27 protein-coding genes are annotated in these 25251 nt (G+C 65.9%); 9 read left to right on the top strand and 18 right to left on the bottom strand.

Annotated elements, in window-relative coordinates:
* Positions 1-10: 10 nt before the first annotated feature.
* Genes JKF87_RS02630 through cysG form a run of 4 tightly spaced genes read right to left on the bottom strand, consistent with a single transcriptional unit; the run spans position 11 to position 4398 of the window.
* Positions 11-1090: a phosphoadenylyl-sulfate reductase gene (locus tag JKF87_RS02630; RefSeq protein ID WP_201096987.1), complete on the bottom strand. Its 1080-nt coding sequence runs from the start codon at positions 1088-1090 to the stop codon at positions 11-13.
* Complete coding sequence (locus JKF87_RS02625) at positions 1074-2744, bottom strand: nitrite/sulfite reductase (RefSeq protein ID WP_201096986.1); 1671 nt, start codon at positions 2742-2744, stop codon at positions 1074-1076. Before JKF87_RS02625 ends, JKF87_RS02630 begins: the two co-directional genes overlap by 17 nt.
* On the bottom strand, positions 2744-3019 hold the full coding sequence (locus JKF87_RS02620) for a DUF2849 domain-containing protein (protein ID WP_201096984.1): 276 nt from the start codon (positions 3017-3019) through the stop codon (positions 2744-2746). Before JKF87_RS02620 ends, JKF87_RS02625 begins: the two co-directional genes overlap by 1 nt.
* On the bottom strand, positions 3016-4398 hold the full coding sequence (cysG, locus tag JKF87_RS02615) for a siroheme synthase CysG (RefSeq protein WP_201096982.1): 1383 nt from the start codon (positions 4396-4398) through the stop codon (positions 3016-3018). Before cysG ends, JKF87_RS02620 begins: the two co-directional genes overlap by 4 nt.
* Positions 4399-4533: 135 nt before the next feature.
* Between cysG and gcvA the strand changes: the two genes are divergently transcribed.
* Together gcvA and JKF87_RS02605 are read left to right on the top strand one after the other, a co-directional pair.
* Positions 4534-5463 (top strand): transcriptional regulator GcvA, encoded by a 930-nt coding sequence (gcvA, locus tag JKF87_RS02610; RefSeq protein WP_201096981.1) that lies wholly within the window; start codon positions 4534-4536, stop codon positions 5461-5463.
* 84 nt (positions 5464-5547) lie between these two features.
* Positions 5548-6285 (top strand): NYN domain-containing protein, encoded by a 738-nt coding sequence (locus JKF87_RS02605; protein WP_201096980.1) that lies wholly within the window; start codon positions 5548-5550, stop codon positions 6283-6285.
* Between the two features lie 55 nt (positions 6286-6340).
* Here the strand turns inward: JKF87_RS02605 and JKF87_RS02600 are convergent, their stop codons facing one another.
* From JKF87_RS02600 to JKF87_RS02570, 7 genes are all read right to left on the bottom strand, one after another.
* Positions 6341-8149: a flotillin family protein gene (locus JKF87_RS02600; protein ID WP_236261037.1), complete on the bottom strand. Its 1809-nt coding sequence runs from the start codon at positions 8147-8149 to the stop codon at positions 6341-6343.
* Between the two features lie 27 nt (positions 8150-8176).
* Entirely contained in the window at positions 8177-8812 is a 636-nt protein-coding gene (locus tag JKF87_RS02595; protein WP_201096979.1) for a YqiJ family protein, read from the bottom strand.
* An 8-nt stretch (positions 8813-8820) separates the two neighbouring features.
* A complete protein-coding gene (locus JKF87_RS02590) occupies positions 8821-9504 on the bottom strand; it encodes a PspA/IM30 family protein (protein ID WP_201096978.1) in 684 nt (227 codons plus the stop codon).
* A gap of 15 nt (positions 9505-9519) precedes the next feature.
* Positions 9520-10023 (bottom strand): hypothetical protein, encoded by a 504-nt coding sequence (locus JKF87_RS02585; RefSeq protein WP_201096977.1) that lies wholly within the window; start codon positions 10021-10023, stop codon positions 9520-9522.
* 97 nt (positions 10024-10120) lie between these two features.
* Positions 10121-11356 carry an MFS transporter gene (locus JKF87_RS02580; protein ID WP_201096975.1) on the bottom strand — a complete coding sequence of 412 codons (1236 nt, stop codon included), beginning with the start codon at positions 11354-11356 and terminating at the stop codon, positions 10121-10123.
* Positions 11357-11534: 178 nt separating this feature from the next.
* Positions 11535-12824, bottom strand: a complete 1290-nt coding sequence (locus JKF87_RS02575) for an MFS transporter (RefSeq protein ID WP_201096973.1) — start codon at positions 12822-12824, stop codon at positions 11535-11537.
* An 88-nt stretch (positions 12825-12912) separates the two neighbouring features.
* The gene (locus tag JKF87_RS02570) at positions 12913-13740 is read right to left on the bottom strand and encodes a 2-keto-4-pentenoate hydratase (RefSeq protein WP_201096972.1); all 828 of its coding nucleotides are present in this window, start codon (positions 13738-13740) and stop codon (positions 12913-12915) included.
* A gap of 154 nt (positions 13741-13894) precedes the next feature.
* On the opposite strand from JKF87_RS02570, the gene JKF87_RS02565 reads away from it, so the two are divergent.
* The 4 genes from JKF87_RS02565 to JKF87_RS02550 all read left to right on the top strand — a co-directional run bounded on the left by JKF87_RS02565 (position 13895) and on the right by JKF87_RS02550 (position 17799).
* Positions 13895-14959 (top strand): LacI family DNA-binding transcriptional regulator, encoded by a 1065-nt coding sequence (locus JKF87_RS02565; protein ID WP_201097249.1) that lies wholly within the window; start codon positions 13895-13897, stop codon positions 14957-14959.
* A gap of 132 nt (positions 14960-15091) precedes the next feature.
* A complete protein-coding gene (gene kduI, locus JKF87_RS02560; protein ID WP_201096970.1) occupies positions 15092-15937 on the top strand; it encodes a 5-dehydro-4-deoxy-D-glucuronate isomerase in 846 nt (281 codons plus the stop codon).
* Positions 15938-15961: 24 nt separating this feature from the next.
* Positions 15962-16720 carry a 2-dehydro-3-deoxy-D-gluconate 5-dehydrogenase KduD gene (gene kduD, locus JKF87_RS02555; protein ID WP_201096968.1) on the top strand — a complete coding sequence of 253 codons (759 nt, stop codon included), beginning with the start codon at positions 15962-15964 and terminating at the stop codon, positions 16718-16720.
* Between the two features lie 20 nt (positions 16721-16740).
* Positions 16741-17799: a sugar kinase gene (locus JKF87_RS02550; RefSeq protein ID WP_201096966.1), complete on the top strand. Its 1059-nt coding sequence runs from the start codon at positions 16741-16743 to the stop codon at positions 17797-17799.
* A 3-nt stretch (positions 17800-17802) separates the two neighbouring features.
* On the opposite strand, the gene dxs is transcribed toward JKF87_RS02550, so the two are convergent.
* Genes dxs through JKF87_RS02525 form a run of 5 tightly spaced genes read right to left on the bottom strand, consistent with a single transcriptional unit; the run spans position 17803 to position 21991 of the window.
* Entirely contained in the window at positions 17803-19716 is a 1914-nt protein-coding gene (dxs, locus tag JKF87_RS02545; RefSeq protein ID WP_201097246.1) for a 1-deoxy-D-xylulose-5-phosphate synthase, read from the bottom strand.
* A 54-nt stretch (positions 19717-19770) separates the two neighbouring features.
* Complete coding sequence (locus JKF87_RS02540) at positions 19771-20676, bottom strand: polyprenyl synthetase family protein (protein WP_201097244.1); 906 nt, start codon at positions 20674-20676, stop codon at positions 19771-19773.
* A gap of 5 nt (positions 20677-20681) precedes the next feature.
* A complete protein-coding gene (locus JKF87_RS02535; protein ID WP_201096964.1) occupies positions 20682-21032 on the bottom strand; it encodes a tRNA-binding protein in 351 nt (116 codons plus the stop codon).
* On the bottom strand, positions 21029-21280 hold the full coding sequence (locus JKF87_RS02530) for an exodeoxyribonuclease VII small subunit (protein ID WP_201096962.1): 252 nt from the start codon (positions 21278-21280) through the stop codon (positions 21029-21031). Before JKF87_RS02530 ends, JKF87_RS02535 begins: the two co-directional genes overlap by 4 nt.
* A 48-nt stretch (positions 21281-21328) precedes the next feature.
* Positions 21329-21991, bottom strand: a complete 663-nt coding sequence (locus JKF87_RS02525; protein WP_201096960.1) for a histidine phosphatase family protein — start codon at positions 21989-21991, stop codon at positions 21329-21331.
* 215 nt (positions 21992-22206) lie between these two features.
* On the opposite strand from JKF87_RS02525, the gene JKF87_RS02520 reads away from it, so the two are divergent.
* Genes JKF87_RS02520 through JKF87_RS02510 form a run of 3 tightly spaced genes read left to right on the top strand, consistent with a single transcriptional unit; the run spans position 22207 to position 24478 of the window.
* On the top strand, positions 22207-22734 hold the full coding sequence (locus tag JKF87_RS02520; RefSeq protein ID WP_201096958.1) for a GNAT family N-acetyltransferase: 528 nt from the start codon (positions 22207-22209) through the stop codon (positions 22732-22734).
* 20 nt (positions 22735-22754) lie between these two features.
* The gene (locus JKF87_RS02515) at positions 22755-23933 is read left to right on the top strand and encodes a vWA domain-containing protein (protein ID WP_201096956.1); all 1179 of its coding nucleotides are present in this window, start codon (positions 22755-22757) and stop codon (positions 23931-23933) included.
* 44 nt (positions 23934-23977) lie between these two features.
* Positions 23978-24478 (top strand): hypothetical protein, encoded by a 501-nt coding sequence (locus JKF87_RS02510; RefSeq protein ID WP_201096954.1) that lies wholly within the window; start codon positions 23978-23980, stop codon positions 24476-24478.
* A gap of 60 nt (positions 24479-24538) precedes the next feature.
* On the opposite strand, the gene JKF87_RS02505 is transcribed toward JKF87_RS02510, so the two are convergent.
* Both JKF87_RS02505 and JKF87_RS02500 read right to left on the bottom strand, forming a co-directional pair.
* Positions 24539-24715 (bottom strand): CsbD family protein, encoded by a 177-nt coding sequence (locus JKF87_RS02505; RefSeq protein ID WP_201096952.1) that lies wholly within the window; start codon positions 24713-24715, stop codon positions 24539-24541.
* Positions 24716-24799: 84 nt separating this feature from the next.
* Positions 24800-25243, bottom strand: a complete 444-nt coding sequence (locus JKF87_RS02500) for an NUDIX domain-containing protein (protein WP_201096950.1) — start codon at positions 25241-25243, stop codon at positions 24800-24802.
* Between the last annotated feature and the right edge of the window lie 8 nt (positions 25244-25251).

Below are 25251 nucleotides of genomic sequence, written 5' to 3'. Positions count from 1 at the left end.
AGAAAGGGTGTCAGGCCGCAGCTTGACGTTTGCCTAAGTGGATGCCGCACTCGACCTTGTCCATGCCTGACCAGCGTCCGGCGCGCGCATCTTCGCCATCTTCGACGGCGCGGGTGCAGGGCCAACAGCCGATGGACAGGTAGCCCTGCTCCACCAGCGGGTGACGCGGCAGGTCGTGCTCGACCAGCCAGGCTTCGACATCCTCACTGTCCCAATCGGCCAACGGATTGATCCGCAGTACCCCGTCCAGCACCTCGAACGGCTTCAGCGCCGCCCGCGTCGAGGCCTGATAGCGTTTGCGTCCGGTGATGATGGCGTTGAACCCGGCGGTCGCCCGCGCCAGAGGCCGAACCTTTCTCAGGTCGCAGCAGGCGTCGGCGTCGGTCTTCCACAAGTCGTCGCGCACATCCAGCGTCGCCTTCTCACCCGCATCCGGCGTCACCAGCCGCACATCGCTCAGCCCCAGCGCCTTGGTCAGTTGGGTGCGATACGACAGGGTCTGCAGAAAATGCTGCCCCGTCTCCAGGAACACCACCGGTGTCTCGGACCGTTCCTTGGCGATGATGTGCAGCAGGGCCGCCGATTCCGCGCCGAACGACGAGATCGTTCCCACCCGCAGGCCCAGCGCCGGGTCCAGCGCCGCCCTGACGATTTCGGGTGCCGACTTGCCCTCGACCTCACGGTTCAGCCGTTCGGCCAGCGCCTCCAGATCCCGGTCGTTCGACGCCGCGCGCCGACGCTGCCAGATGGTCGGCGCGGCCTCCGTAGCGGGCTGATAGGCCGCGCTGAACGCCTGATCCATCCGCGCCCATGCGGCGGCGTCCGCACCCGGCTGCAACTCCACTGCATCGAAGCCCGACCGGCGCAGATGCCGCGCCTGGTCCGGCAAGACCTTGCCCGCCGCGATCAGCCGCCCGGCGTATCCGCGCTCGCGCAGCACAGACGCAAGCGAGAAGCCGCGCCCGTCGCGGAACGCCTCGAACTCCAGCACCAGCACGTCCTCGCTCGCAGCGGCCGCCTCGACTTCCTCCAGCGGCGTCGTCACCGACAGACGCAGACCGTTCTGGATCCCTTCAAGCGTTTGCAGCATCGAGTGTCTCATAGATGGCGTCGCGGAAGGGATCGGGGCCGACGCGGCGCACCGTGTCGATGAATCGTTCGCCGTCGGTGCGGATTTCCAGATACCGGTCCAGCGTCCGCTGGATGGCGGGTGCCACTTCTTCGGACGGCAGGCTCTTGCCGACGATGTCGCCCAGCGCGGCCTGTTCGTCAGGCGAGCCGCCAACGGTGATCTGATAGTATTCCTCGCCCTTCCGATCCACGCCCAGCACGCCGATATGGCCGACGTGGTGATGGCCGCAAGCGTTGATGCAGCCGCTCATATTGATGCGGACCGGCCCTAGCTTCTCCTGATAATCCAGATCGGCCAGACGCGTGGACAAGGCCTGCGCCACCGGGATCGACCGTGCATTGGCCAGGCTGCAATAATCCAGCCCCGGACAGGCGATCACATCCGTCACCAGATCGGCATTGGCCGTCGCCAGCCCCGCCTCGTGCAGGGCGCGCCACAGCGCCGGAACATCATCCAGCTTCACATGCGGCAGGACCAAATTCTGCTCATAGGCGGCGCGGATTTCGTCGAACGAATAGCGCTCGGCCAGGTCGGCGGCGACATCCATCTGGTCCGCCGTGATATCCCCCGGCACCCCGCCGATGGGCTTCAGCGAGATCACGACAGAGGCGTAACCCGCCTGCCTATGCCGACGCACATTGTTGCGCGCGAACCGGGCGAAGTCCGGGTCCGCCAGCAGGGCGCGGTCGAACGGGGCGCTGGCCTTGGGCAGGTCCTCGAACGGCGGCGGGGCGAAATAGGCCTGGATGCGCACCAATTCGTCGGCGGGGATTTTCAGGTCTTCGCGGCGCAGGGTGGCGTAATGTCTGTCGACCTCCTCGCGGAAGGCGTCGATGCCGATGGAGGCGACCAGGATCTTGATCCGCGCCTTATGGATGTTGTCGCGCCGCCCCAGCAGGTTCCACGCCCGCAGGATCGCCGTCAGATAGGCCAGCAGGTCCGCCGCCGGAACCGCAGCCGCGATCTCCTGCGCGATATGGGGAAGGCGCCCCTGCCCGCCCCCGACGAAGACGCGAAACGCCGTGCCGCCATCAGCCGCCCGCACGATCTGCAAGCCCACATCATGGGTGCGGATCGCCGCCCGGTCCTTTTCGGCGCCGACCACCGCGATCTTGAACTTGCGCGGCAGGAAGCTGAATTCGGGATGGATGGTCGACCACTGGCGGATGATCTCGCACCAGGGACGCGGGTCTTCAATCTCGTCGTCGGCGGCGCCCGCGAACACGTCGGTCGTGGTGTTGCGGATGCAGTTGCCGCTGGTCTGGATGGCGTGCATCTCGACCTCGGCCAGATCACGCAGGATCGCCGGCAGGTCGGTCAGGGCGGGCCAGTTGTACTGGATGTTCGTGCGCGTGGTGAAATGGCCGTAGCCCTTGTCATAGGTGCGCGCGATATGACCCAGCTTACGCATCTGGCGGCTGCTCATGGTTCCATAAGGCACCGCGACCCGCAGCATATAGGCGTGAAGCTGCAGATAGACCCCGTTCATCAGCCGCAACGGCTTGAACTCGTCCTCCGTCAAGGCGCCGGACGCACGGCGCGCCACCTGATCGGAAAACTCCTCGACCCGTTCGCGCACCAGCGCATGGTCGAACTCGTCGTAGCGGTACATTACGCCTTCTCCCACAGCAGGCTGTTGCCCACCGTCGGCCCGGCGGAGCGGATGCGCTCCTTCAGGCGGTCACGGCCCGAGGGCGTGCGGTCGCTGACCTCGAACAGATAGGGGTTCACAAAGACATCGGGCCGACCAGCGACCTCGGCCAGCACGATCTCCGCCGCCGTGTCGTCCAGCACCGACGCCTGTTCGATGCTGTCGACCGGCTGGTTGTCCACGCCCGCATAGATGACGCGACCGTCCGACAGGCGGTTTGCGGTCACGATCTTCATGCCGCCGCCTCCGACATATCCGCCTGCGCCGCCGAAAAAGCCGCCGTCTCGCCGACGAACAACAGGACCGGTCCCGCCAGATTGGCCCCGCGCACCAGCGCGCCCAGCCCGTTCAGCCGCCCGGTCAGAACCCGTTCGTCCGGTCGGCTGCCGTTCTCGACCACCGCCACCGGCGTCGAGCCCGCGCGCCCCGCGGCGATCAGCCTGCTTGCCGTCTCTTCCGCCCGGTCCGCGCCCATATAGATGGCCAGGGTGTGATTGGGCGCCGCCAGCCGCGTCCAGTCGGCGTCGACGCCGCCCGGCTTGGCCTGGGCGGTCACAAAGGTCACCGCCTGGGCGTGGTCCCGGTGCGTCAGCGGAACGCCAGCAGAGGCCGCACAGGCCAGGGCCGCCGTCACGCCCGGCACGACGAAGACCGGCACGCCCGCCGCCCGCATGGCCTCCAACTCCTCGCCGCCGCGCCCGAAGACGAAGGGGTCGCCCCCCTTCAGCCGCACGACCCGATGACCCGCACGGGCCTCTGCGATCATCAGGGCTTCGATCTGGTCCTGCGGCACGGAATGGTCGCCGCGCGACTTGCCGACATACAGGCGTTTGGCGTCGCGCCGCGCCCGCTCCAGAACGGCCTCCGGCACCAGCCGGTCATGGATGATGACATCGGCGTCCTGCAGCACCCGCAGCGCCTTCAGCGTCAGAAGCTCGGGGTCGCCCGGCCCTGCGCCGACGATATGAACCACGCCCAGTTCCGGCGCCGCCACATTCAGCAGCCGCAGCATCTCGCGCCGCGCCTCCGCCGTCCGTCCCGCCGCCGCCAGATCGGCCGCCGGTCCCCGGAACGCCTTCTCCCAGAGCCGCCGCCGCGCCATGAAGTCCGGCACGCTGGCCTTGACCGTGTCACGCAGTTCGCGCGCCAGCCGCGCCACATTGGCCAGACCGGCAGGCAGCACATTCTCGATGGCCGTGCGCACGTCCCGCGCCAGGATCGGCGCCGATCCGCCCGTCGCCACGCCCACGACCACCTCGTCCCGGTCGATCAGGGCCGGGGTCTGGAAATCGCTCAGGTGCGGCTGGTCCACCACATTGACCTGCGCGCCCGCCGCCCTGGCCAAGCCAGCCAGCCCCTGAACCTGATCCAGATCACCCAGGGCGATGAACACCAGACGCGCCCCTGCCAGATCATCCGCATCCGGCGACCGCAGCAATGGCGTCGGCGCGCCCAACGGCGTCTCGATGGCCTCAGGCGCGCCATCGGGCGCAAACCACAGCACCTGCGCCGGTGAGTTCAGGAACAGACGCAGCTTCGCCAGCGCCGGTTCCCCGCCGCCGATGATCACGATTTTCGCGGCCTCCAGCGGAATGGAGGCAAGAAAGACACGCATCGTCTGGCTTTCCGGGGCGGTCAGGGAGGAAAAGCGCCAGATTCAGGCGCAAACTCAGGCTTCGGACCTTCGACTTCATCGTCCAGAGCCGCAAACCAGATTGCCTTTGTCTCGCTGATAGGATTTCTATCGGCGATGGTTCGATCCCTGCTCCCGCTCAACGCCCTGCGCGCCTTCGAGGCCGCCGCGCGTCATCTGAACTTCTCACGCGCCGCCGATGAGCTGGCCGTGACGCCGGGCGCGGTCAGCCAACAGATTCGCCTGTTGGAAGACATTGTCGGCGGCCCCCTGTTCGTGCGCGAGGCGCGCGGCCTGCAGCTTACCGACTTGGGGCGGTCCTCCGTGCCGCTGCTGCGCGAAGGGTTCGAACGCCTGATGGACGCCTCCGCCCTGCTGCGCGAACCGCCGCGCAGGAAACAGGTGTCGATCAGCGTGGCGCCCGGCTTCGCCTCCAAATGGCTGATGCCGCGCATGGACGACTTCCACACCGCCCATCCCGAGATCGAACTATGGATCTCCGCCGACATGGAGCCCGCCGACCTGACCGAGGGCAAGGTCGATCTGGCCATCCGCTATGGCCCTGGCGACTATCCCGGCCTGACCGTGGACCGGCTGATGACCGAGACGGTCCTGCCCGTCTGCGCCCCCTCGCTGATGGATGGAGAACACCCGATCCGCAAACCCGCTGATCTGATCCGCCACACCCTGCTGCATGACATGTCCAATGACGGCGACCCCAGCCGCCCTGACTGGGCCATGTGGCTGAAGGCGCGCGGCGTCCGCCATCCCGATCCGCGCCGCGGCTCGCGCTTCAACCAGTCGGGCCTGCTGATCGAGGCGGCCATCGCCGGGCGCGGCGTGGCGCTGGCCAAGCGCACCCTGGCTCAGGCCGATCTGGCGTCCGGCCGTCTGATCGCGCCCTTCCCGGACGGATCAGAGGCCGTGGGCTTCGCCTATTACGTCGTCCAGCCCCGCGACCGCCCGCCCTCGCCCAGCACCACCGCCTTCGTCGGCTGGCTGAAGAAACAGGCCGTCGATCACGACAACACAATGGGGCAACTCTAGACCGCGATCAGTTGATGACGAATCGCTTCAAGATTGCATCAACGTCGTGAATCAGGCTCCAGATCACGCACCAGGATACTGATCATGGCTGAAGGCAAGGCGCCGCGACTGGCGGTTCTGATCGATGCGGAAAACGCATCGTCGCGGATCGCCGACCTGTTGTTCACCGAGATCGCAACCCTGGGCGAAGCCTCCGCCCGCCGGGTCTATGGCGACTTCTCCAGCCCCCAGATCGCCGGATGGACCAAGGTGCTGGCCCAGTTCGCCATTCAGCCCCAGCAGAATTTCGCCAACACCAAGGGCAAGAACTCCGGCGACATCGCCCTGGTGATCGACGCGATGGACCTGCTGCACTCGGGCCGTTTCGACGGTTTCTGCCTAGTGTCGTCCGACTCTGACTTCACCCGTCTGGCCGCCCGTATCCGCGAGGAAGGCGTCGACGTCTATGGCTTCGGCGAGCGCAAGACACCGGAAAGCTTCCGCCAGGCCTGCACCCGCTTCATCTATACCGAGAACCTCAGCGCACCGCCGGAATCCGACAATGGCACCGCCAAGCCTGCACCCGCCGTCGAAACCCCGGCCAAGCGCAAACCCGCAGAAGCCGGACGCCTGATCGCCTCGCTGATCCCCGACATGGACGAAGACGGCGACGGCTGGGTTCAGGTCGGCGCCATCGGCAACCGGCTTCGCAACGCCTACCCCGACTTCGACCAGCGGACCTACGGCTTCGCCAAACTGTCGGACCTGATCCGCGCGACCGGGCGTTTCGATGTCCAGACCGCCAGCGGCGCAATGCAGATCCGCTTGCAGCCCAAAAAGTAAAAGGCCGGTCGCACGATGGCGACCGGCCCTCAACATCCGTCAAAACAGATCAGGTTCAGGCTTCGGCTTCAGCCTCAGGCGCTGCAGGCTCAACCGCTGCGGCGATGACGGGCGCGTCGTTCGCGACCGACTGCTCCACCGGTGCGCGCAGAGCGCCGGTCAGGCCGTTCAGGTCGGCGCCCGACAGGCCGACTTCCGCCAGAAGTTGATCGACCAGCGGGGCCTGCGCACGGTAACGCAGGGCGCTGTTGACCACCTGATCCGACAGGTTGCCGCCGCCCGAGCCGTTGGCGCCGCCGACACCGCCGGCTGCCGCGCCGCCGTTCAGACCCTCGACCTGCACGATCTTGATCGAGTCGATGTTCTCCAGCGGCTTGACGGATTCGGCGATGATCCGATCCAGGTTCTCCAGCAGCTTTAGCTTGATCTGCAGCGCCACCTGTTCGGGCGACAGCAGGTTGGCCGCCGTGTTCAGGGCGTTCTGACCTGCAGCCTCGACTTCATAGTGAACGCGAGAGGCCTCTGCCGCGACGCGTACGGCCTGGGCTTGGGCTTCCGCTTCGATTGTCGTCTTGTCGGCCTGACCGCGCGCCTGTTCCCGCATGGCTTCGGCGTGGTCGGCGGCGGCGGTCTTTTCAGCCTCGGCGGCGACGCGGATGGCGATGGCTTCGCGCTCGGCCTCCTTGGACGCCTCGATCAGCTCGATGATCTTCTGACGGTCGGCGGCCTCGCGGTCGCGCACGGTCTTGACCTGTTCCTCGGCCTGCACGGCCAGGGCCAGCGCCTTGTCAGCTTCTGCTTTCGCTTCAGACTGGGCTCGCGACTTCTCGGCGACCGCGATGTCACGGTCCTGTTCGGACAGTTCGATGGCCTTGGCCTTTTCAATGTCCTGCGTCTCAACGGCGCGAGCCTTGGAGATTTCGCGCTCGGCGACTTCCTGCTCCATGGCGATGCGTTGCTGGGCCACCAGACGCTCGGCTTCGATGCGGGCCTGATCGATCTGCTGTTGCGAGGTGATCTTGGCGCCCTCAGCCTCGCGCAGCTTTTCAGCCTCCTGACGCGCCACGTCGGCGGACTGTTCGGCGCGGCGGTTTGCGATCTCGCGCTCCTGCTCCAGCTGGGCGTATTCCTCGTCGCGCGCGATCTCCAGATTGCGGCGCTGGGCCTCCAGATTCTTGGTGCGGATCTGGACCTGGGTGTCCTGCTCGATGTCGTTGCGCAGCTTCTTGCGCAGTTCGATCTCCTGCGTCAGCCGGGTCAGACCCTCGGCGTCAAAGGCGTTCGACGGGTTGAAATGCTCCATCGCCGTCTGGTCCAGGCCCGTCAGAGACACGGTTTCCAGCTCCAGACCATTCTTCAGCAGGTCTTCCGACGACACCTGCTGCACCTTCTGGACGAAATGGGTGCGCTGCTCGTGCAGTTCGGTCATGGTCAGTTCCGCCGCGACCGAGCGCAGGGCGTCGACGAACTTGCCTTCGACCAGTTCCTTCAACTCAACCGGGTTCATCGTCCGCAGACCCAGCGTCTGGGCGGCGGAGGCGATGGCGTCGGCGCTGGGCTGCACCCGCACATAGAACTCGGCCAGCACATCGACGCGCATCCGGTCCTTGGTGATCAGGGCCTGCTCGTTGGACCGCTGAACCGCAAGGCGCAGGGTGTTCATATTGACCGAGATGGTTTCGTGCAGCACCGGCAGCACCAGTGCGCCGCCGTTCATCACCACCTTCTCGCCCCCAAAACCGGTGCGCACGAAAGCGGTTTCCTTGGACGCGCGCTTGTACAGACGCGCAAAGATCAGCCCCAGGATCAGCAGGGCGACCAGCCCCACGCCTGCAATGATGGCGATCTCGATTAGCGAGTTCATTTAACAGCCCCTGTTGAGAAAAGTCGTTCAGACCGTTGCGTCGCGAAGCGAGGCGCTGGTGTTGTGAATGGCGAAGTATTTTGCGCCCGCGTACCGGACCAGCAGCACGCTGGTCCCTTGAGCGAACAGGTCGGCCAGATTGTCAGGCTCGACCATGACGTAGTGGACCTGTCCGTGCTGGTCGCGGACCCGCGCCTGCGCCGCGTTCCCCTGGCTGGCGTCGCCGGTGACGATGACAGCAACCCGTCCGACCAGACTGTCACGCGACACCGCCGTCGTCTCATCGCGCGGCATGATCCGGGCGACGACACGGCCGAAGACCCGCGTGACCGGCATGGCTACGGCGAAAGCCGCTGGCGCCATCAGGAACCAGGGCCCCGGTCGACCCAGCACCGCCTCGACGACCTGCTGCCCGACCAGTCCCGTCAGCCCGAAGGCGAACAGGAAGACCACGATCAGCATCAGCAACGGCAACCGCCCGACATTAATCCAGGACAGCAGGGACGGCGTCTCGACATTCAGGTCCCCATCCGGCGCATCCAGCCCCTCGCCCAGCGCCAGACCGCCGCCCAGTCCCACAGCCTCGGCCGCGCCGATCAGCAGCATCAGGACCAGGGCCGCAACGAAAGGGACGTTGTCGTGCGCAAGCAGGAAGCTCCACATCGCCGCGGTCAGCCCTGATCGCCGGTGCGCGCCTTCACGGCGGCCAGACGTTCCTCAACCCTGTTGCGACGCGCCAGATTATCCAGTTCAGCCAGCTTGGCGCCCTGTTCACGATCCACGCCGCCCAGTCCCGGCGCACCTTCGCGCGCCATCAGACGATCGAAGGCGCCGGTCGCATTCTCGACCCGACGCGTGACGCTGGTGCCGCCTTCCGGGGTGGAGGCGGCGCCCGCTTCCTGTGCGCTGCGGGCGCGGGCCAGCAACATGGACTGGAACGCCTCTTCCATCTCACGGCGCTTGGCCTGCAGGGCCGCGACATAGCCTTCCAGCTCGATCTCACGTTTGACGGCGTCGGCGACCGTCGCCTCCAGCACCGGGATCTGCGCCTCAACGTCCAACTGATGTTCAACAGCAGCGCGGGCCAGATCCTCGCGGCCTTCGCGCAGAGCCAGTTCGGTCTGACCGGACAGTTCCTCATGGCGGCTGCTCTGCTCGGTCAGCCGCTTGTTGGCCAGATGTTTGCTGGCGATGGTGCGACCCAGTTCGGCGCGGACGTCGTCCACCGCCTTGTCGATTTCGCGCAGGGTCTGTTGGATGACTGCATCCGGCATCGTGCCTTCGATCGCGTCGATCAACGCATGCGCGCTGCCAGAGACGATGCGGCCGACGCGTGCGCCCAGGGTGTCCGCCATGATCCTATCCTTCCGTTAGCGCGCGGCCTGAGCCGCTGAAACAATCCGCATCAGATCCGACAGGCCCGCCAGCCTGCGCGTGATCACAGCGGGGTCATAGGCTGGCGCTGTCGGCGTCACCGCCCAGCGCAGCAGTTGTTCGGTCATCCGCGCGGCGCAGTCGACCAGACGCGCCTCATGCCGCGACAGATCGCTGGTCGCCGCGCCCGGACGGGGCGTCGCCAGCGCCAGGGCCAGAAACTCTTCCGCTGTCGTCATCAGCCCGACCGCCACCTCCGAGTGACAATCCAGATCCTGCTCGATGACCCGGACAGACCGCACCGCCGCCGCCAGATGTTCGTGGCTGATCGCCAAGGCGACGGGGAAAGAATCAACCGGTTCGGCGCGGTGCCGGGCCTGACGGATCAGACCACGAATCTTGTCGCTGGCCGTGACAGCGCCTTCGATCTCCAGCTCTGCCAGAAAGCTGGTGTCGTCTTCCGACAATCGAACGCTGAGGGGCGTAGTGAGAGAAGCCATGGACACAGACGTAGCACAACGTAATACGTTCGTAAACAAAGAACAGCGATCTGCATCCACCGTGCGACGCACGGCCGCAACCGTCAATCGACCTTAATCACCTGACGCGCCGGATCGCCGCCAGAGCCAGGGTGGCGCAGGCGAAACAGACGACGGCGGCGAAGAACAGGCTGCGGAAGCCGAAGCCGAAACCTTCCAGCAGAACCAGAGCCGCCAGGGGCGCCGTGGCCTGCGGCAGGGTCACGGCCAGATTGATCAGGCCCAGATCCTTGCCTCGGTCCTCGGCGGACGGCAGCACATCGGTCATCAACGCCATCTCGATGGAGCCGAACGCCCCCTGCCCCATGCCGTAGAAAACGAAGGCGACGACGACCAGCATCCAGTCCGGCGTGACGCCGAGGAGCAGCGTCGCCCCCGACAGCAACACCCCGCCGCCGATGCCCAACAGCTTGCGCCGCTTGATGCGCGATCCGGCCAGGGCCACCAGAAAGCTGACGCCCAGCACCCCGATCAACGACACCGTCATCACCAGCGAATGCCCCGCCTCCGCCGTCTGACCGGGATAGAGGTCTGCATAACCAATGGCGTCGGCGATGTAATAGAGCAGGTAGAACGCCACCAACGAATAGCCCGTCGCGATCAGGAACCGCACTGCCCAGGCCAGACTGAAATCACGATTGGCGAAGGGCTTGAACAGGCTGCGGGGCGATAGGCCTGAAGACAGCGCCCGCACCTCGCCCGGCGGCGGGGCGTCTTCGCGCGAGAGCAGGGCGAAGGGTATCGTCGCCAGCAGCACGATGCCGCCAAGCGTGGCGAACCGCGCCGTCTCGCTCTGCGGGCCCCAGGCCATGATAACCGAGCCCATGGTCACCGCCAGCGGATAGGCCATGCCCAAGACCGCCGACATGACGCCCCTGCGATTGTCCGGCACCCGATCCGCGAACAGGGCGATCAGCGGCGCCAACAGGACATTGAACGCCAATTGGAAACAGACCAGCCCCACCACCATCATGAAGGGCGTCCTGGACCACAGCAGCACCGCATAGCTGGCCACCGTCAGCACAGCCCCGACGATGATCCATGGCCTGCGCCGTCCGTGACGCGAGCGTGTCCGATCGCTGATCGCCCCGCCCAATATGTTGCCGAACCCGGCCGCGACGCAGCCGTAGAAGATGGCCTGGCTGAAGATGGCGGCCTTGGCGGCGGGGTCGATGGCCGCCGCATGGACCGGCGCCAGAATCTGCAGCAGGGGTGCCACTCCCAGGAAGGCGCCGATATAGGCGATGGCATAGCCGATCAGGAACGCGGGCCCGACCGGGCGGCGCTCTGACATCGACGGGTTCGCCGCATTCGCGGTCGTAGATCCCTGGTGTTCCCTCACCCGCCGATGATGGCAGGTCTCGCGCAAAAAAGAAGCGGCGCCGGGAGGGAATCCCGACGCCGCTCGCGCGGCACATGGTCCGCGTCAGAGGGAGGCTTGCGGCGACCAGACCAGCCGGTCGCCAGTTTCGTCAGATTTTTGCGGCCTCATACTTGGGCGACAGCAGGTGGACCGCCAGAAGGGCGATCAAATAGGCCGAGGCCGCTACGATGAAGATGGGTGTATAGGTGCCGATCTGATCCAGGATGTAGCCCGCGTATTTGGCCATCGCCATGCCGCCGATGGCGCCCAGCATTCCGCCGATTCCCACCACCGAGCCGACTGCCGAGCGCGGGAAGACGTCGCCGGGGAAGGCGTACAGATTGGCCGAGAAGCCCTGGTGCGCCGCCGTGGCCAGACCGATGATCCCGACCGCCACCCACAGGTTCGAAGCCAGGGCCGCAAACGCCACAGGAACGGCGCACAGGGCGCAGATCAACATGGTCAGCTTGCGCGCATTGTTGATGCTCATGCCGCGATGCATGAAGCGCGAGGACAACCAACCGCCGCCGACAGAACCGACGTCTGACAGCAGATAGATGGCCACGATCGGCGGACCGAAGGTCTTCAGATCCAGCCCATAGGTCTTGCCCAGAAAGTCCGGCAGCCAGAACAGGAACATCCACCAGATCGGGTCGATCAGAAACTTGCCCAAGGCATAGGCCCAGGTCTCGCGCACAGTCAGTAGTTTGGTCCATTTGACCTTCTCGACCGTGTCCGCCGGGTCCTGTTCGATATAAGCCAGTTCGGTGGCGGACAGCTTCTTCTGTTCGCGCGGGCGACGATACATCAGCAGCCAGATTGGCAGCCAGATCAGACCCAGCGCACCGGTGATGACAAACGCCATCTGCCAGCCGAAGGCCAGAACCAGGCCTGGCACGATCAGAGGCGTGACGATGGCGCCTATATTGGTGCCCGCATTGAACAAGCCGGTGGCCAGCGCGCGTTCCTTCTTGGGGAACCACTCGGCGACCGCCTTGATGCTGCCGGGGAATCCGCCCGCTTCACCCGCGCCCAGAACCACGCGCGCCATGATGAAGTGCGACAGGTCCCGCGCACCGCCATGCAGGATATGGCCGATCTGCCAGATGCCGAAGGCGACGCCCAGGCCCCAACGGGCGCCGATCTTGTCCATGATCCGGCCCCACAACAGGTAGGCCACCGCGTAGGACGCCTGGAACCAGAAGACGATGTCCGCATAGTCCGTCTCGGACCAGCCGAACTCCGCAGACAGGGTCGGCTTCAGGAAGCCGATCATCTGCCGGTCGACATAGTTGATGACCATGGCCGCAAACAGCAGCCACATGATCACCCACCGGTACTTGCCCGGTGACGGCGCCTTGATCTTGATCGGCGCCGCCGCGCTCGAAGCGTCAGTCATGGTACTCTACCCGTTCCTGTATTTCCTCGGCGCGTCCCGTTTCTGTTGGCCGTCTTTGCGGCGGGCGGGTTCGCGTCTGATGATGTCTTTAGCTCTGCTCCGCCCTCACGACTGAGCAGTGGATTTCAGCGATGCCCTTGAAGACGCAGACCGCCTCGTCGCCGGCATGGACGCGGTGAACCCCGGTCACGGCGCCGGTCGAGACCAATGTTCCGGCCTTCAGCGGACGCCCCCAGCGCGCGCAGTGTTCCAACAGGAACCGCACGGATTCCAACGCCCCGCCCGCCAGCGACCGGGCGCCGCCTGTACCGACGCTGGTGCCATTGACCACGGTCTCGACCTCGATCTGATCCATCCGCTCGCGCCAGTTCTCCAGCTCGGGTCCGACAATCAGGCCGCCATTGTTGCCGAAGTCGGAGGCCACGACCGCCGAGCCCAGATCATTGATGGTGGCCAGCGGACTGCCCGCCAGTTCGACGCCGATGAAGATCTTGTCGACAGCCTCAGCGGCCTCTTCGATGGTCCAGTCGATCTTGGCCGGATCGGCGTCCGCGCCGATGCGGGCGATGAACTCTGATTCGACCGCAGCGAACCCGCCTTCGATCTCGGGCAGGGGAACGACCGTATCGCCGGCCGTGGGCCAGACGTTGCGGGCGAAAATGGCTCCGGCCACCCGGTGCGCACCCAGCTTGTCCTGCTGCGCGGCCGGCACGCCGCCGACCTTCCAGCCTACGACCTCGTCGGGAAACAGGCCGATGGCGATGTCTTGAATCACGTAGGACTGCGCCAAGGTTTCTGGAATTTGTCCCGGATATTCAGGCGTGTGACGCACCTCCAGACGCGCGGAGACGAACTGCTGCGCAATGGCCGAGGCCTCGGCGGGAACGTCGGAATCTTTGGCGGCCGTCACGCTCATAGGACGCGGCTTGCGAGAGAGGAAATCAAGATCAAGGGGGAACGCCTCGTGAATGGACGCCGATATGAACGGCGAAGGAAACCGGTGTCAATGCCGTTTCAAACCTTCTGTTGGCGTCGTCCGCCCGTCCCGGCTATTCCTCTTGTTCGACAAAATGGGAGGAGCCGCCTTGGCTCATGACGATCCGCGCCCTGTTAAGCCGGGCAAACGGGCTACGATCAACGACGTCGCGCGGATTGCGGAAGTCTCCAAGAAGACCGTCTCGCGCGTCATCAACCAGTCGCCGTTCGTGCGTGAGGACACGCGCGAACGCGTCAACGCCGTCATCAAGGAACTGGGCTTTATCCCCGATCCGCAGGCGCGAGGACTGGCTTTCCGCCGGTCCTTCCTGGTCGGCATGATCTACGACAACCCCAGCCCGACCTATGTCGTGAACATGCAGCAGGGGGTTCTGGATGCACTGAAAGGTTCGGGCCTCGAACTGGTCGTGCACCCGTGCCAGCGCACCTCGCCGACCCTGTTGGAGGACATCCGGGGCTTCGTCGAGCGCCAGCGCCTGTTCGGCGTCATCATGCCGCCGTCCATGTCCGAAGACGAAAACGTCATCGCCCTGCTCAAGGAACTGGACACCCCTTACGTCCGCATCGCTTCGGTGGCGCTGGACGAACCCCAGGCCATGGTCGTCACCAATGACTGGATCGGCGCCGCAGAGGCCGCCTATCACCTGGCTGATCTGGGCCACCGCAGGATCGCCCTGGTGCGCGGCCTGGACCTGTTCCGGTCATCCCAGACACGCGGCAAGGGGTTCAGCGACGCCCTGGCCGAACGCGGCATCCCCCTGCCCCCGGAATACGACATATACGGCGCCTACACTTTCGAATCAGGCATCGAGGCGGGTCACCAACTGCTGTCCCTGCCCGAACCGCCGACCGCCATCTTCACCCTGAACGACGACATGGCCATCGGCGTGATGCAGGCGGCGCGTGATCGCGGGCTGGAGCTGCCGCGAGACCTGTCCATCGTCGGTTTTGACGACCTGCCCATGGCGGCGCGGGTCTGGCCCAACCTGACCTCAGTTCGCCTGCCGATCCGCGACATGGGCCGGATGGCGGCCGAGAAGCTGCTGGCCCCGATGCGCGGCATTGATCCGGCCCAGTTGAAGCAGCCGACGATCCGCCCCGCCCTGATCGTGCGCAAGTCCGCCCTGCCCGCAGCCTGATCATCGACTTCGGCCAAAGAAGTCTCGACGGCGCTTGTCACCGACTCTGACACCGGTTACCTAGTCGCTCATCAGGAGGTCGAAAACGGTCGCCTCAAGACAAGACGCACAGCGCAAGCCAGGGAAAACGGCATGTACGACAAGGTTTATCAGGCCACCCATCCGGACATGATGGACGGCGCCTCCAACCAGCAGCTGCGCGACCGCTATCTGGTCGACGGCCTGTTCGTTCCGGGCGCGGTCAGCCTGAACTACACGCACAATGAGCGCATGGTCATCGGCGGCGCAGCGCCCGTCGACGGCGCCCTGGCCCTGCCCAGCCATTCCGAGCCGCCGTCCCTGGCTGGAAAGCCCTTCCTGCACGCCCGCGAACTGGGCGTCGTCAACATCGGCGGCGCAGGCGCGGTCACCGTGGACGGCCAAACCATCGACCTGGACTTCCAGGACGGCCTCTATGTGCCGATGGGCTCGACCGAGGTCAGCTTCACGTCCAAGAACCCGGCTGAACCGGCCCGTTTCTACCTGATCTCGACCCCGGCTCACGCCCGCTATGAACTGACCAAGATCTCGATCAGCGAAGCCGTGCCGCTGGAGATGGGTTCGCTGGAGACCTCCAACGAGCGCACCATCTATCAATACATCGTCCCGGCCAAGGTGAAGTCCTGCCAACTGCTGCTGGGCGTGACGGTGCTGAAGCCCGGCTCGGTCTGGAACACCATGCCGCCGCACCTGCATGACCGCCGCTCCGAGGTCTATCTGTATTTCGGACTGGGTGAGAACGACCGCGTCTTCCACTTCATGGGCGAGCCGGACAAAGCGCGCCACATCGTCATGGCCGACGGCGAAGCCGTCATCAGCCCCCCGTGGTCGATCCACATGGGCTCGGGCACGTCCAACTACACCTTCATCTGGGGCATGGGCGGCGAGAACCTCGACTACACCGACATGTGCAAGCTCGACATCTGTCAGCTCAAGTAACTGAAGAAACGGGGAGAAAACATCATGAGCAATCCGTTTGACCTGACCGGCAAGGTCGCGCTGGTCACTGGCGGCAATGTGGGCCTGGGCCAGGGCATCGCCCTGGCTCTGGCCGAGGCGGGCGCCGACATCGTCTCGGTCGCCCTGTCGGATTCCGACGACACGGTCGCCCAGGTTCAGGCCATGGGTCGCCGCGCCGCCGCCATCAGCGCCGACCTGACCTCGATCGAGCCGGTCGAGCGCGTGGTTCAGGAGGCCTTGGCCGCCATGGGCCGGATCGACATCCTGGTGAACAACGCCGGTCTGATCCGCCGCGCCGACGCGGTCGACTTCTCCGAAGCCGACTGGGATCTGGTGATGAACATCAACCTGAAGACGGTCTTCTTCATGAGCCAGGCGGTCGCCCGCCACTTCATCAAACAGGGCGACGGCGGCAAGATCATCAACATCGCCTCCATGCTGTCCTTCCAGGGCGGCATCCGCGTGCCGTCCTATACGGCGTCCAAGTCGGGCGTCGCCGGCCTGACCAAGCTGATGGCCAACGAATGGGCGCCGCACGGCATCACCGCCAACGCCATCGCCCCCGGCTATTTCGCCACGGCCAACACCCAGGCCCTGCGCGAAGACCCGGTGCGTTCGGCCGAGATCCTGGGCCGCATCCCCGCCGGTCGCTGGGGTCAGCCTTCGGATCTGGGCGGCGCCGCCGTCTTCCTGGCCAGCCGGGCCTCCGACTATGTCCAGGGCGCCATCCTGCCGGTCGACGGCGGCTGGCAGGCGCGTTGATACCAGACTAGCGTTCCGACATGACCAACACCGCCTCGGGTTCCTCGGCTGCCGCCGGTGCGATTCTCTGCTTCGGCGAGATGCTGCTGCGGCTTTCGCCGAACCAGAACGAACTGCTGCTGCAGTCCCCTGCCCTGACCGTCCGTCCGGGCGGGGCCGAGGCGAATGTCGCTGTGTCCCTGGCCCGCTTCGGCGCGCCGACCCGCATGGCGACGGTCCTGCCCGACAATGCTCTGGGCCACGCCGCCCGCGACGAGGTGCGCAAACACGGCGTCGACACCAGCCCCATTGTCTTCACGCCTGGACGGATGGGCCTGTATTTCCTGACGCCGGGCGCCGTGCGCCGTCCGTCAGAAGTTCTCTACGACCGCGCGGGTTCAGCCTTCGTCGAGCATGTGGATACCGCCTTCGACTGGGACCGGCTGCTGGACGGCGTCGAATGGCTGCACGCCTCGGGCGTCACGCCCGCGACCGGGCCCAACGGCTCGGCCGCCGCTGTCGCCATCATCGAGGCCGCCGTCCGCAAGGGCGTGAAGGTCAGCTATGACGGCAATTTCCGCGGCAAGCTGTGGGAGCAGTGGGACGGCGATCCGCCCGCGACGCTTGGCCGGATGCTGGCGGGCGCCACCGTCGCCTTCGCCGACGACCGCGACTTCGCCCTGGTGCTGAAGACCAGGTTCGACAACCCCGATCCAGCCGAGCGCCGCCGTCAGGCCGCCGCGGCCGCCTTCGCCGCCTTTCCACGCCTTGAGCGCATCGCCTGCACCCTGCGGGTTCAGGACAGCGTCGCCGACCAGGCCCTGTCCGCCGTCATGCTGACGCGCGGAACCGACGGCGTGATCGAAACCCAGATCGAGGCCATCCACCTGACCGGCGTCATCGACCGCGTCGGCGGCGGCGACGCCTTCGCCTCGGGGGTTCTGTTCGGCCTGTGGAGCGGCTGGCTTGATCATCAGGCGCTGGAATTCGGCTTGGCCGCCGCCGGCCTGAAACACTCGGTCCCCGGCGACTTCAACCTGTTCTCCGCCGCCGATGTTCAGGCCGCGATGGGCGGCGGCGGGTTCGACATTCGGCGCTAGGCGTCAGGCCCGCGCCGCCCGCGTTGCATCGACACCCAGGGCCGTCAGGGAAGCCGCGGCGATATGCTCGGCGTTCAGACCCGCCTGTGCGTACATGGCCACAGGCGAATCCTGATCCTGGAAGATGTCGGGCAGATTCAGCGTGCGCACCTTCAGGCCGCGATCCAGCGCGCCCTTCTCGGCCAGAAGCTGCAGCACGAAGGCGCCGAAGCCGCCCATGGCGCCCTCTTCCACCGTGATCAGGCACTCGTGTTCGCGCGCCAGACGCAGGATCAGATCGGCGTCCAGCGGCTTGGCGAAGCGGGCGTCGGCGACGGTGGCCGACACGCCCTTGGCCGCCAGAAGATCCGCGGCCTTCAACGATTCCTGCAGACGCGTGCCCAGCGACAGGATGGCGACGGACGTGCCTTCGCGGACGATGCGGCCCTTGCCGATCTCCAGCGGGGCGGCCAGTTCGGGAATCTCGACGCCCACGCCGTCGCCGCGCGGATAGCGGAAGGCGCTGGGGCGGTCGTCGATGGCCAGAGAGGTCGAAATCATCGCCGCCAGTTCGGCCTCATCCGCCGCCGCCATCAGCACCATGCCGGGCAAGGCGCCCATGAAGCCGATGTCGAACGATCCCGCATGGGTCGAACCATCCGCACCGACCAGACCGGCCCGGTCCATGGCGAACCGCACCGGCAGGGACTGGATGGCCACGTCGTGGACCACCTGGTCATAACCGCGCTGCAGGAAGGTGGAGTAGATGGCGCAGACCGGCTTCATCCCGTCCGCCGCCAGACCGGCCGCGAAGGTGACCGCGTGCTGTTCGGCGATGCCGACGTCATAGGTCCGCTCGGGGAAGGCCTGACCGAACAGGTCCAGCCCGGTGCCGCTTGGCATGGCCGCCGTGATCGCCACCACCGACGGGTCGATCCGGGCGTGTTTGATCAGTTCCGTGCCGAACACCTTGGTGTAGCTGGGCGTGTTCGAGATCGGCTTGGCCTGTTTGCCCGACACCACGTCGAACTTGACCACCGCATGCAGCTTGTCGGCGCTGGATTCAGCGGGCGCATAGCCCTTGCCCTTCTGCGTCACGACGTGGACCAGAACGGGCCGGTCCTCGATGGCCGCCGCCTTCTTCAGGATCGGCACCAGATTATCCATGTCGTGCCCGTCGATAGGGCCGACATAATAGAAGCCCAACTCCTCGAAGAAGGTGCCGCCGGTCACCATGCCGCGCGCATATTCCTCGGCCTTCTTGGCCGCCTTGCGGAAGGGGCGCGGCAGGTGCTGCGCGACCGATTTGCCCAGCCGCCGCACGTTCTGATAGGCGCCGCCCGACACCAGACCGGCCAGATAGGCGCTCATTCCGCCGACGGGAGGCGCAATCGACATGTCGTTGTCGTTCAGAATGACCATCAGCTGGCCGCTGGTGGCCTCGGCGGCATTGTTCATCGCCTCATAGGCCATGCCCGCCGACATCGAGCCGTCGCCGATCACGGCCACAACCCGGTTCTTCTCGCCCTTCTGGTCGCGCGCGGCGGCGAAGCCCAGAGCGGCGCTGATCGAGGTCGAGGCATGGGCCGCGCCGAACGGATCGTATTCGCTCTCGCTGCGCTTGGTGAAGCCGGACAGGCCCCCGCCCTGGCGCAGGGTGCGGATGCGGTCGCGCCGCCCGGTCAGGATCTTGTGCGGATAGCACTGATGCCCGACATCCCAGATCAGGATGTCCTTGGGCGTCTCGAACACATGATGCAGCGCCGTGGTCAGCTCGACCACGCCCAGACCCGCGCCCAGGTGCCCGCCCGTCACCGACACGGCGTCGATCGTCTCGATCCGCACCTCGTTCGCCAGCTGCTTAAGCTGGGCGATATCGAAGCTCCGCATGTCAGCGGGAATCTTGACGGTGTCGAGCAGGGGGGTGTCAGGCATCAGCGGAACCTTGAAGGTCTTCTTGTCGTAACCCGCGTCCACGGGTCAGGTTTCCTATCAGGACCGACGCTTTAATACAAAGTCCACGCTCGCCTTGAGGGTTTCGGCGTCCTGGCCAAATGGCTCCAGGTGCGACCGCGCCTGATCGGCCAGATGCGCGACCCGTTGTCGCGCCGCCTCGACGCCCAGCAGGGTGACGAAGTTGGTCTTGCCCAGGGCTGCGTCCTTGCCGCCCGCCGCCTTGCCCATTTCCTCGGCCGAACCTTCAACGTCCAGCAGGTCGTCGACGATCTGATAGGCCAGCCCCACATCGTGCGAGAAGCTGATCAGGGCGTGCTGATGCTGGGCCGAGGCGTCGGCGATGATCAGGGGAATCTCGAACGCATAGGCGAACAGGGCGCCGGTCTTCAGGCGCTGCATACGCGCCACCCCGCCCAGATCGTCACGCACGCCCAGCAGATCGATCATCTGACCGCCCGCCATGCCCCGCGCACCCGAAGCCAGCGACAGCCGCGCCGCCAGTTCACAGCGGATGGCCGCATCCTCGTGCGTGTCTTCGTGCAGGATGATGTCGAAGGCCGCCGTCTGCAGCGCATCCCCCGCCAGCACCGCCGTCGCCTCGTCATAGGCGCGGTGGACGGTCGGCCTGCCTCGGCGGATATCGTCGTCATCCATGCACGGCAGGTCGTCGTGGACCAGACTATAGGCATGCACGCATTCCAGCGCGCAGGCGGCGCGCAGCACCGAGCGTTCGTCGATGTCGAACAGACGCGCGGCCTCCAGCGCAAAGAACGGACGAAGCCGCTTGCCCGGCCCCAGCGCCGCATAACGCATGGCCTCGGTCAGACGCGATTCCGGCCCCTCGGCCCGAGGCAGCAGTTCGTCCAGCGCCACGGTCACCAGATCGGCGACTTCTGCGACCCGGTCGATCACAGCCTGCTCGGGCGAGTTTGCAGCGATCACATAGGTCAAAACAGCCGCCCGCCCAGAGGAAGTTCACGATCTACCCCGACCAGCACGACCTCGCCGTCTGCATCGGGAAAGCCCAGGGTCAGGACTTCGGATTTCACCGGCCCGATCTGGCGCGGCGGAAAGTTGACGACAGCGGCGACCTTGCGGCCTTCCAACTGCTCGATGGTGTAGTGATGGGTGATCTGGGCCGAGGATTTCCTGATCCCGATCTCGGGGCCGAAATCGATCTGCAGCTTGAACGCCGGCTTGCGCGCCTCGGGGAAGGGTTCAGCCTTGACGATCCGGCCCACGCGGATGTCGACCTTCAGAAAGTCGTCAAAGCCGATGATTTCGGCGAGGCCGCTCATTCGAACGACGCCGGCTCGACGCCCCTGGCCTGGCCGTCGGGGCCGACCACGATCTTTTCGACACGCAGTTGCGCCGCCTTCAGGCGCGCCTCGCAGTGCGCCTTCAGCTTTGCGCCCTCCTCATAGAGGGCGATCGACTCTTCCAGCGGCGCCTGGCCTGATTCCAGGCGCGAGACGATGGTTTCCAGACGCTGCAGGGCGTCTTCGAAGCTGAGATCGGCGGGGATGGCGGCGGCGGTGTCGGTCATGGCGGCGGACCCTAAAGGGGGTCGTCGGCCGCATCAATCTCCGATGCGTTATCGCTTCTCGTATCGGCGTTGCGACCAGTATTTGAAGCCCTGGTTCTGAACCAGCTTCCAGCCGCCGACCTTCAATCGGGCGCCGACCATGTGGTTGAAATAGCCGTGGGCGAAAACCAGCACGTCTTCGCCGCTTTCGGCGCGTGCGATCAGCTTCTGCGCCGCCTGTTCGGCCCGCGCCTCGGCCTCGACGCGGGTTTCCTGGCCGCCGTGATTGTTGAAGGCATGCCACCAGAAGCGCGACACCACGCCCCACCAGCGCGGCGACAGCTTGAACCAGTTCGGGAACGGCGGCGGCGGCAGAGGCGCCTCGATGAACATGACGTCCGTCACCACCTCGCGCCCTGCGGCGACCGCGGCGGCCGTCTCCTGCGCGCGCAGACGGGTCGAGGCGTAGATGACCCCCGCCCCCTGCGCCGTCGCCATCAGGGCGTCAGGCGGGGTCTGACCGGCCAGCAGCCCGCCGATCTCGTACCGGGCCCACCAGTCGCCATACTCGCGCGCCGTGATCATGCATTTGCGCGACAGGGCCGGTTCCCCGTGACGGGTCAGGATGATGGCGCCCGGCCGCACGGCCGCCTGCACGCCGGGCGACGCGGTCGTCTTCGGGTGCGACACGGACGGTTCGGTCGAATCGAGGGACAGGGCGGGAACAGACATGACGAGCGGACGAACCTTTATTCTCAAGGCTTTAGGCGTCCTCAGTCCTCCCCCAGCGTGGCAATATGCGCGGCCGCAATACGACCTTATCCGCTAAGGTGGTAACCGCCCTCGCGCCCCGACACAACCTCGCCTTAACACCGGCATTGCACAGCCGTGTGAACAGATCACCGGCAAGGTCGCATTGAGCGCCTTCCAAGGCTAAGGGGCGGGTCATGACCGAGCCTGTGATCCGCCCCGCCCGCCTCGATGACGCCGCCGCCCTTGGGGCGCTGGGCCGCCAGACCTTCATCGACACCTTCGTCACCGGCTTCGGCATCCCCTACCCGAAGGCGGATCTAGAGGCGTTTCTGGACACCAACTTCGATCTGGCGCCGATGCAGAAGAAACTGGTCGAGCCGGGCTGCGCCTGGTGGGTCGCGGATCGGGATGGCGAACTGCTGGCCTTCGTCAACGCCGGCCCAAACGGCCTGCCTCATCCCGACGCGCAACCCACTCATATGGAACTGCGCCGCCTCTATGTCGCCAAGACCGCCCAAGGCCTGGGCCTCGGCACTAAACTGCTGACCCTGGCGCTGGAATGGATGCAGTCCAACACCGACGGCCCGCTGTGGATCGGCGTCTGGAGCGGCAACATGAAGGCCCGGAAACTGTACGGCGCCTATGGCTTCGAGAAGGCCGGGGAATACCGCTACCCCGTGGGCGACTGGTTCGATGACGAGGTCATCTTGCGGCGCAACTGATCAGGGTTCACTCTCAGCCCATGCTCCTGCCCTTCTTCTCCGCCCTGCGTGACGCCAAGGTTCCGGTGTCGATGAAGGAATGGCTCCATCTGATGGAGGCCATGGACCGCGATGTCGCCGGGCGCGAGGTCGAGGCGTTTTACCACCTGTCGCGCGCCGTTCTGGTCAAGGATGAGAAACACTACGACCGGTTCGATCAGGTGTTCGGCACGGCGTTCAAGGGCGTCGAGACAGTCGGCGCGGGCGAGGATCTGACCACCGACATTCCCGAGGACTGGCTGCGGCTGCTGAACGAAAAATACCTGTCCGATGAGGAAAAGGCCCAGATCGAGGCTCTGGGTGGGTTCGACAAGCTGATGGAGACCCTCAAGGAGCGGCTGGAAGAGCAGAAGGAACGCCATTCAGGCGGTTCAAAATGGATCGGCACAGGCGGCACCAGCCCCTTCGGCCACGGCGGCTATAACCCCGAGGGCGTGCGCATCGGCGGGCCGGGTCGGCATGGCCGCGCGGTCAAGGTCTGGGAAAAGCGCGAGTTCAAGAACCTGGACGACACGGTCGAACTGGGCACCCGCAACATCAAGGTGGCCTTGCGTCGTCTGCGCCGTTTCGCAAGGCAAGGTGCGGCTGACGAACTGGACATCGACGGCACCATCGACGGAACCGCGCGCCAGGGCTGGCTGGACATCCAGATGCGGCCCGAGCGGCGCAATACGATCAAGGTGCTGCTGTTCCTGGACATCGGCGGCTCGATGGACGGCCATATCAAGATGGTCGAAGAGCTGTTCTCTGCGGCCAAGACCGAGTTCAAGAACCTGGAGTTCTTCTACTTCCACAACTGCCTGTACGAGGGCGTCTGGAAGGACAACCGGCGTCGCCACACCGAGCGCATCCCAACGTGGGACGTCTTGAACAAATACCCCGGCGACTGGCGCGCCATCTTCGTCGGCGACGCCACCATGTCCCCCTATGAAATCACCATGCCTGGCGGCTCGGTCGAGCACTGGAACGAGGAGGCCGGGGCCGTCTGGATGAAGCGCGCCCGCCAGCAGTGGGACAAGTCGGTCTGGCTGAACCCCGTCGCCGAACGCTACTGGAACTACACCGCCTCGGTCGGCCTGCTGAACGAGGTGATGGATCACCGCATGTATCCGCTGACGCTGGAAGGCCTCGACAAGGCCATGCGCGCTCTGACAAGGTGACGCCCGGAGCCGGGGGGCTTGCTGTCACCAGAGGGGATTGCCCGATGATCGCCGCCGCTGTCGCCACGCTGTTTCTGATGCAGCAACCCGCCCCGACCATCGTGTGGGAAACGCCAGCACCGGAAGTCCCCGCAGAGGCGCCTGCACCCGCGCCGCACAATGTGCCCGACTGGGGCGTCGCTGATCCCTTTGGATTCGAGCGCGCCCGCTGCAACCCCGTCATTCGCGGCGACAAGCCACTTGATGTTTGTCAGGCTGAGGTGCGGACCCAACTGGCTCTGGCTCTCGGCGACAAACTGCCCGACGCCCTGCGTCCCGTCGGCATGGCGGATAACTGTCAGATGCGCAGGAATGAGGCGGACGGCTCAGCCTACGCCGTTCTGTGCGCGCCCCCGCCCCGCTCGACCATCACCTCTTCCGTGCCGCAGGAAATGGACTGCCGCAGCCGCCCGGACCGCAATGGCGGCGGCTTCACCTCCGAGTGTCGCCCCGTCGGCGGCGCAGAGGAAAAAGGCGCCTCGATCAAACTCTGGGGCAACGACTGATCGGACGCACAAACGCCGCCCGCTTTCGCGGACGGCGTTTCGACTGCTCAGGAATGGCGCCTATTTGCCGCGAAGCGCGTCCTTGGCTCCGCCTACGGCGTTCTGCACCTTGCCGGCGACCTGATCGGCCTTGCCTTCGGCTTCCAGCTTGTGATCGCCCGTGACCTTGCCGGCCGCTTCCTTGATCTTGCCGCCGATGTTCTTGGCGGCGCCTTCGATACGATCGTGATCAGCCATCAGAAATCTCCTGCTTCAGGCGCCGTCGGAATGACGCCGCGTTCGGGAAGAAAACGAGATCAGGCTCGGGCCGTTCCGTAAGGCTCAGCTTGCGCGGCGCAGCCACACCGCCACCGCCCAGGCATGGGAATCGTGTCGCAGCCGCGACAGGGCGAAGGTCGGGTCCAGCCAGACCAGGGTGTGATCCTCTTCGCACCGGGCGTCCGGGTCTTCACCCGTCACCTTCACGGTCCAGAAACCGCCGACGCTCTTGATCGGTTCGTTGGTCGAGCGGCGGAAATACTGGGCCGCCTCGGTGATGCGGTTCTCCGGCGCAATGCTCAGCCCGGTTTCCTCGGTGAACTCGCGCACCAGGGCCTGGACCTCGCTCTCCTCCACATCCACCCCGCCGCCCGGCAGGTCGAAATAGGCACCGTCAGGCCGCTCAACCCGCACGCAGGCGATCAGACCGTCGCGCTCGGCTATGCCGAACGCCGTGGCCCGATGACGGTATTCAAGAACAGGGTTACGAACGCCGAACTGCAACATGAACCGAC

Origin of the sequence: Brevundimonas nasdae (genome assembly GCF_016654005.1) — a bacterium.
GTDB classification, from domain to species: Bacteria; Pseudomonadota; Alphaproteobacteria; order Caulobacterales; family Caulobacteraceae; genus Brevundimonas; species Brevundimonas nasdae.
The sequence above is the reverse complement of the archived record's forward strand: the minus strand, read 5'-3'. Positions and strand labels throughout refer to the sequence as shown.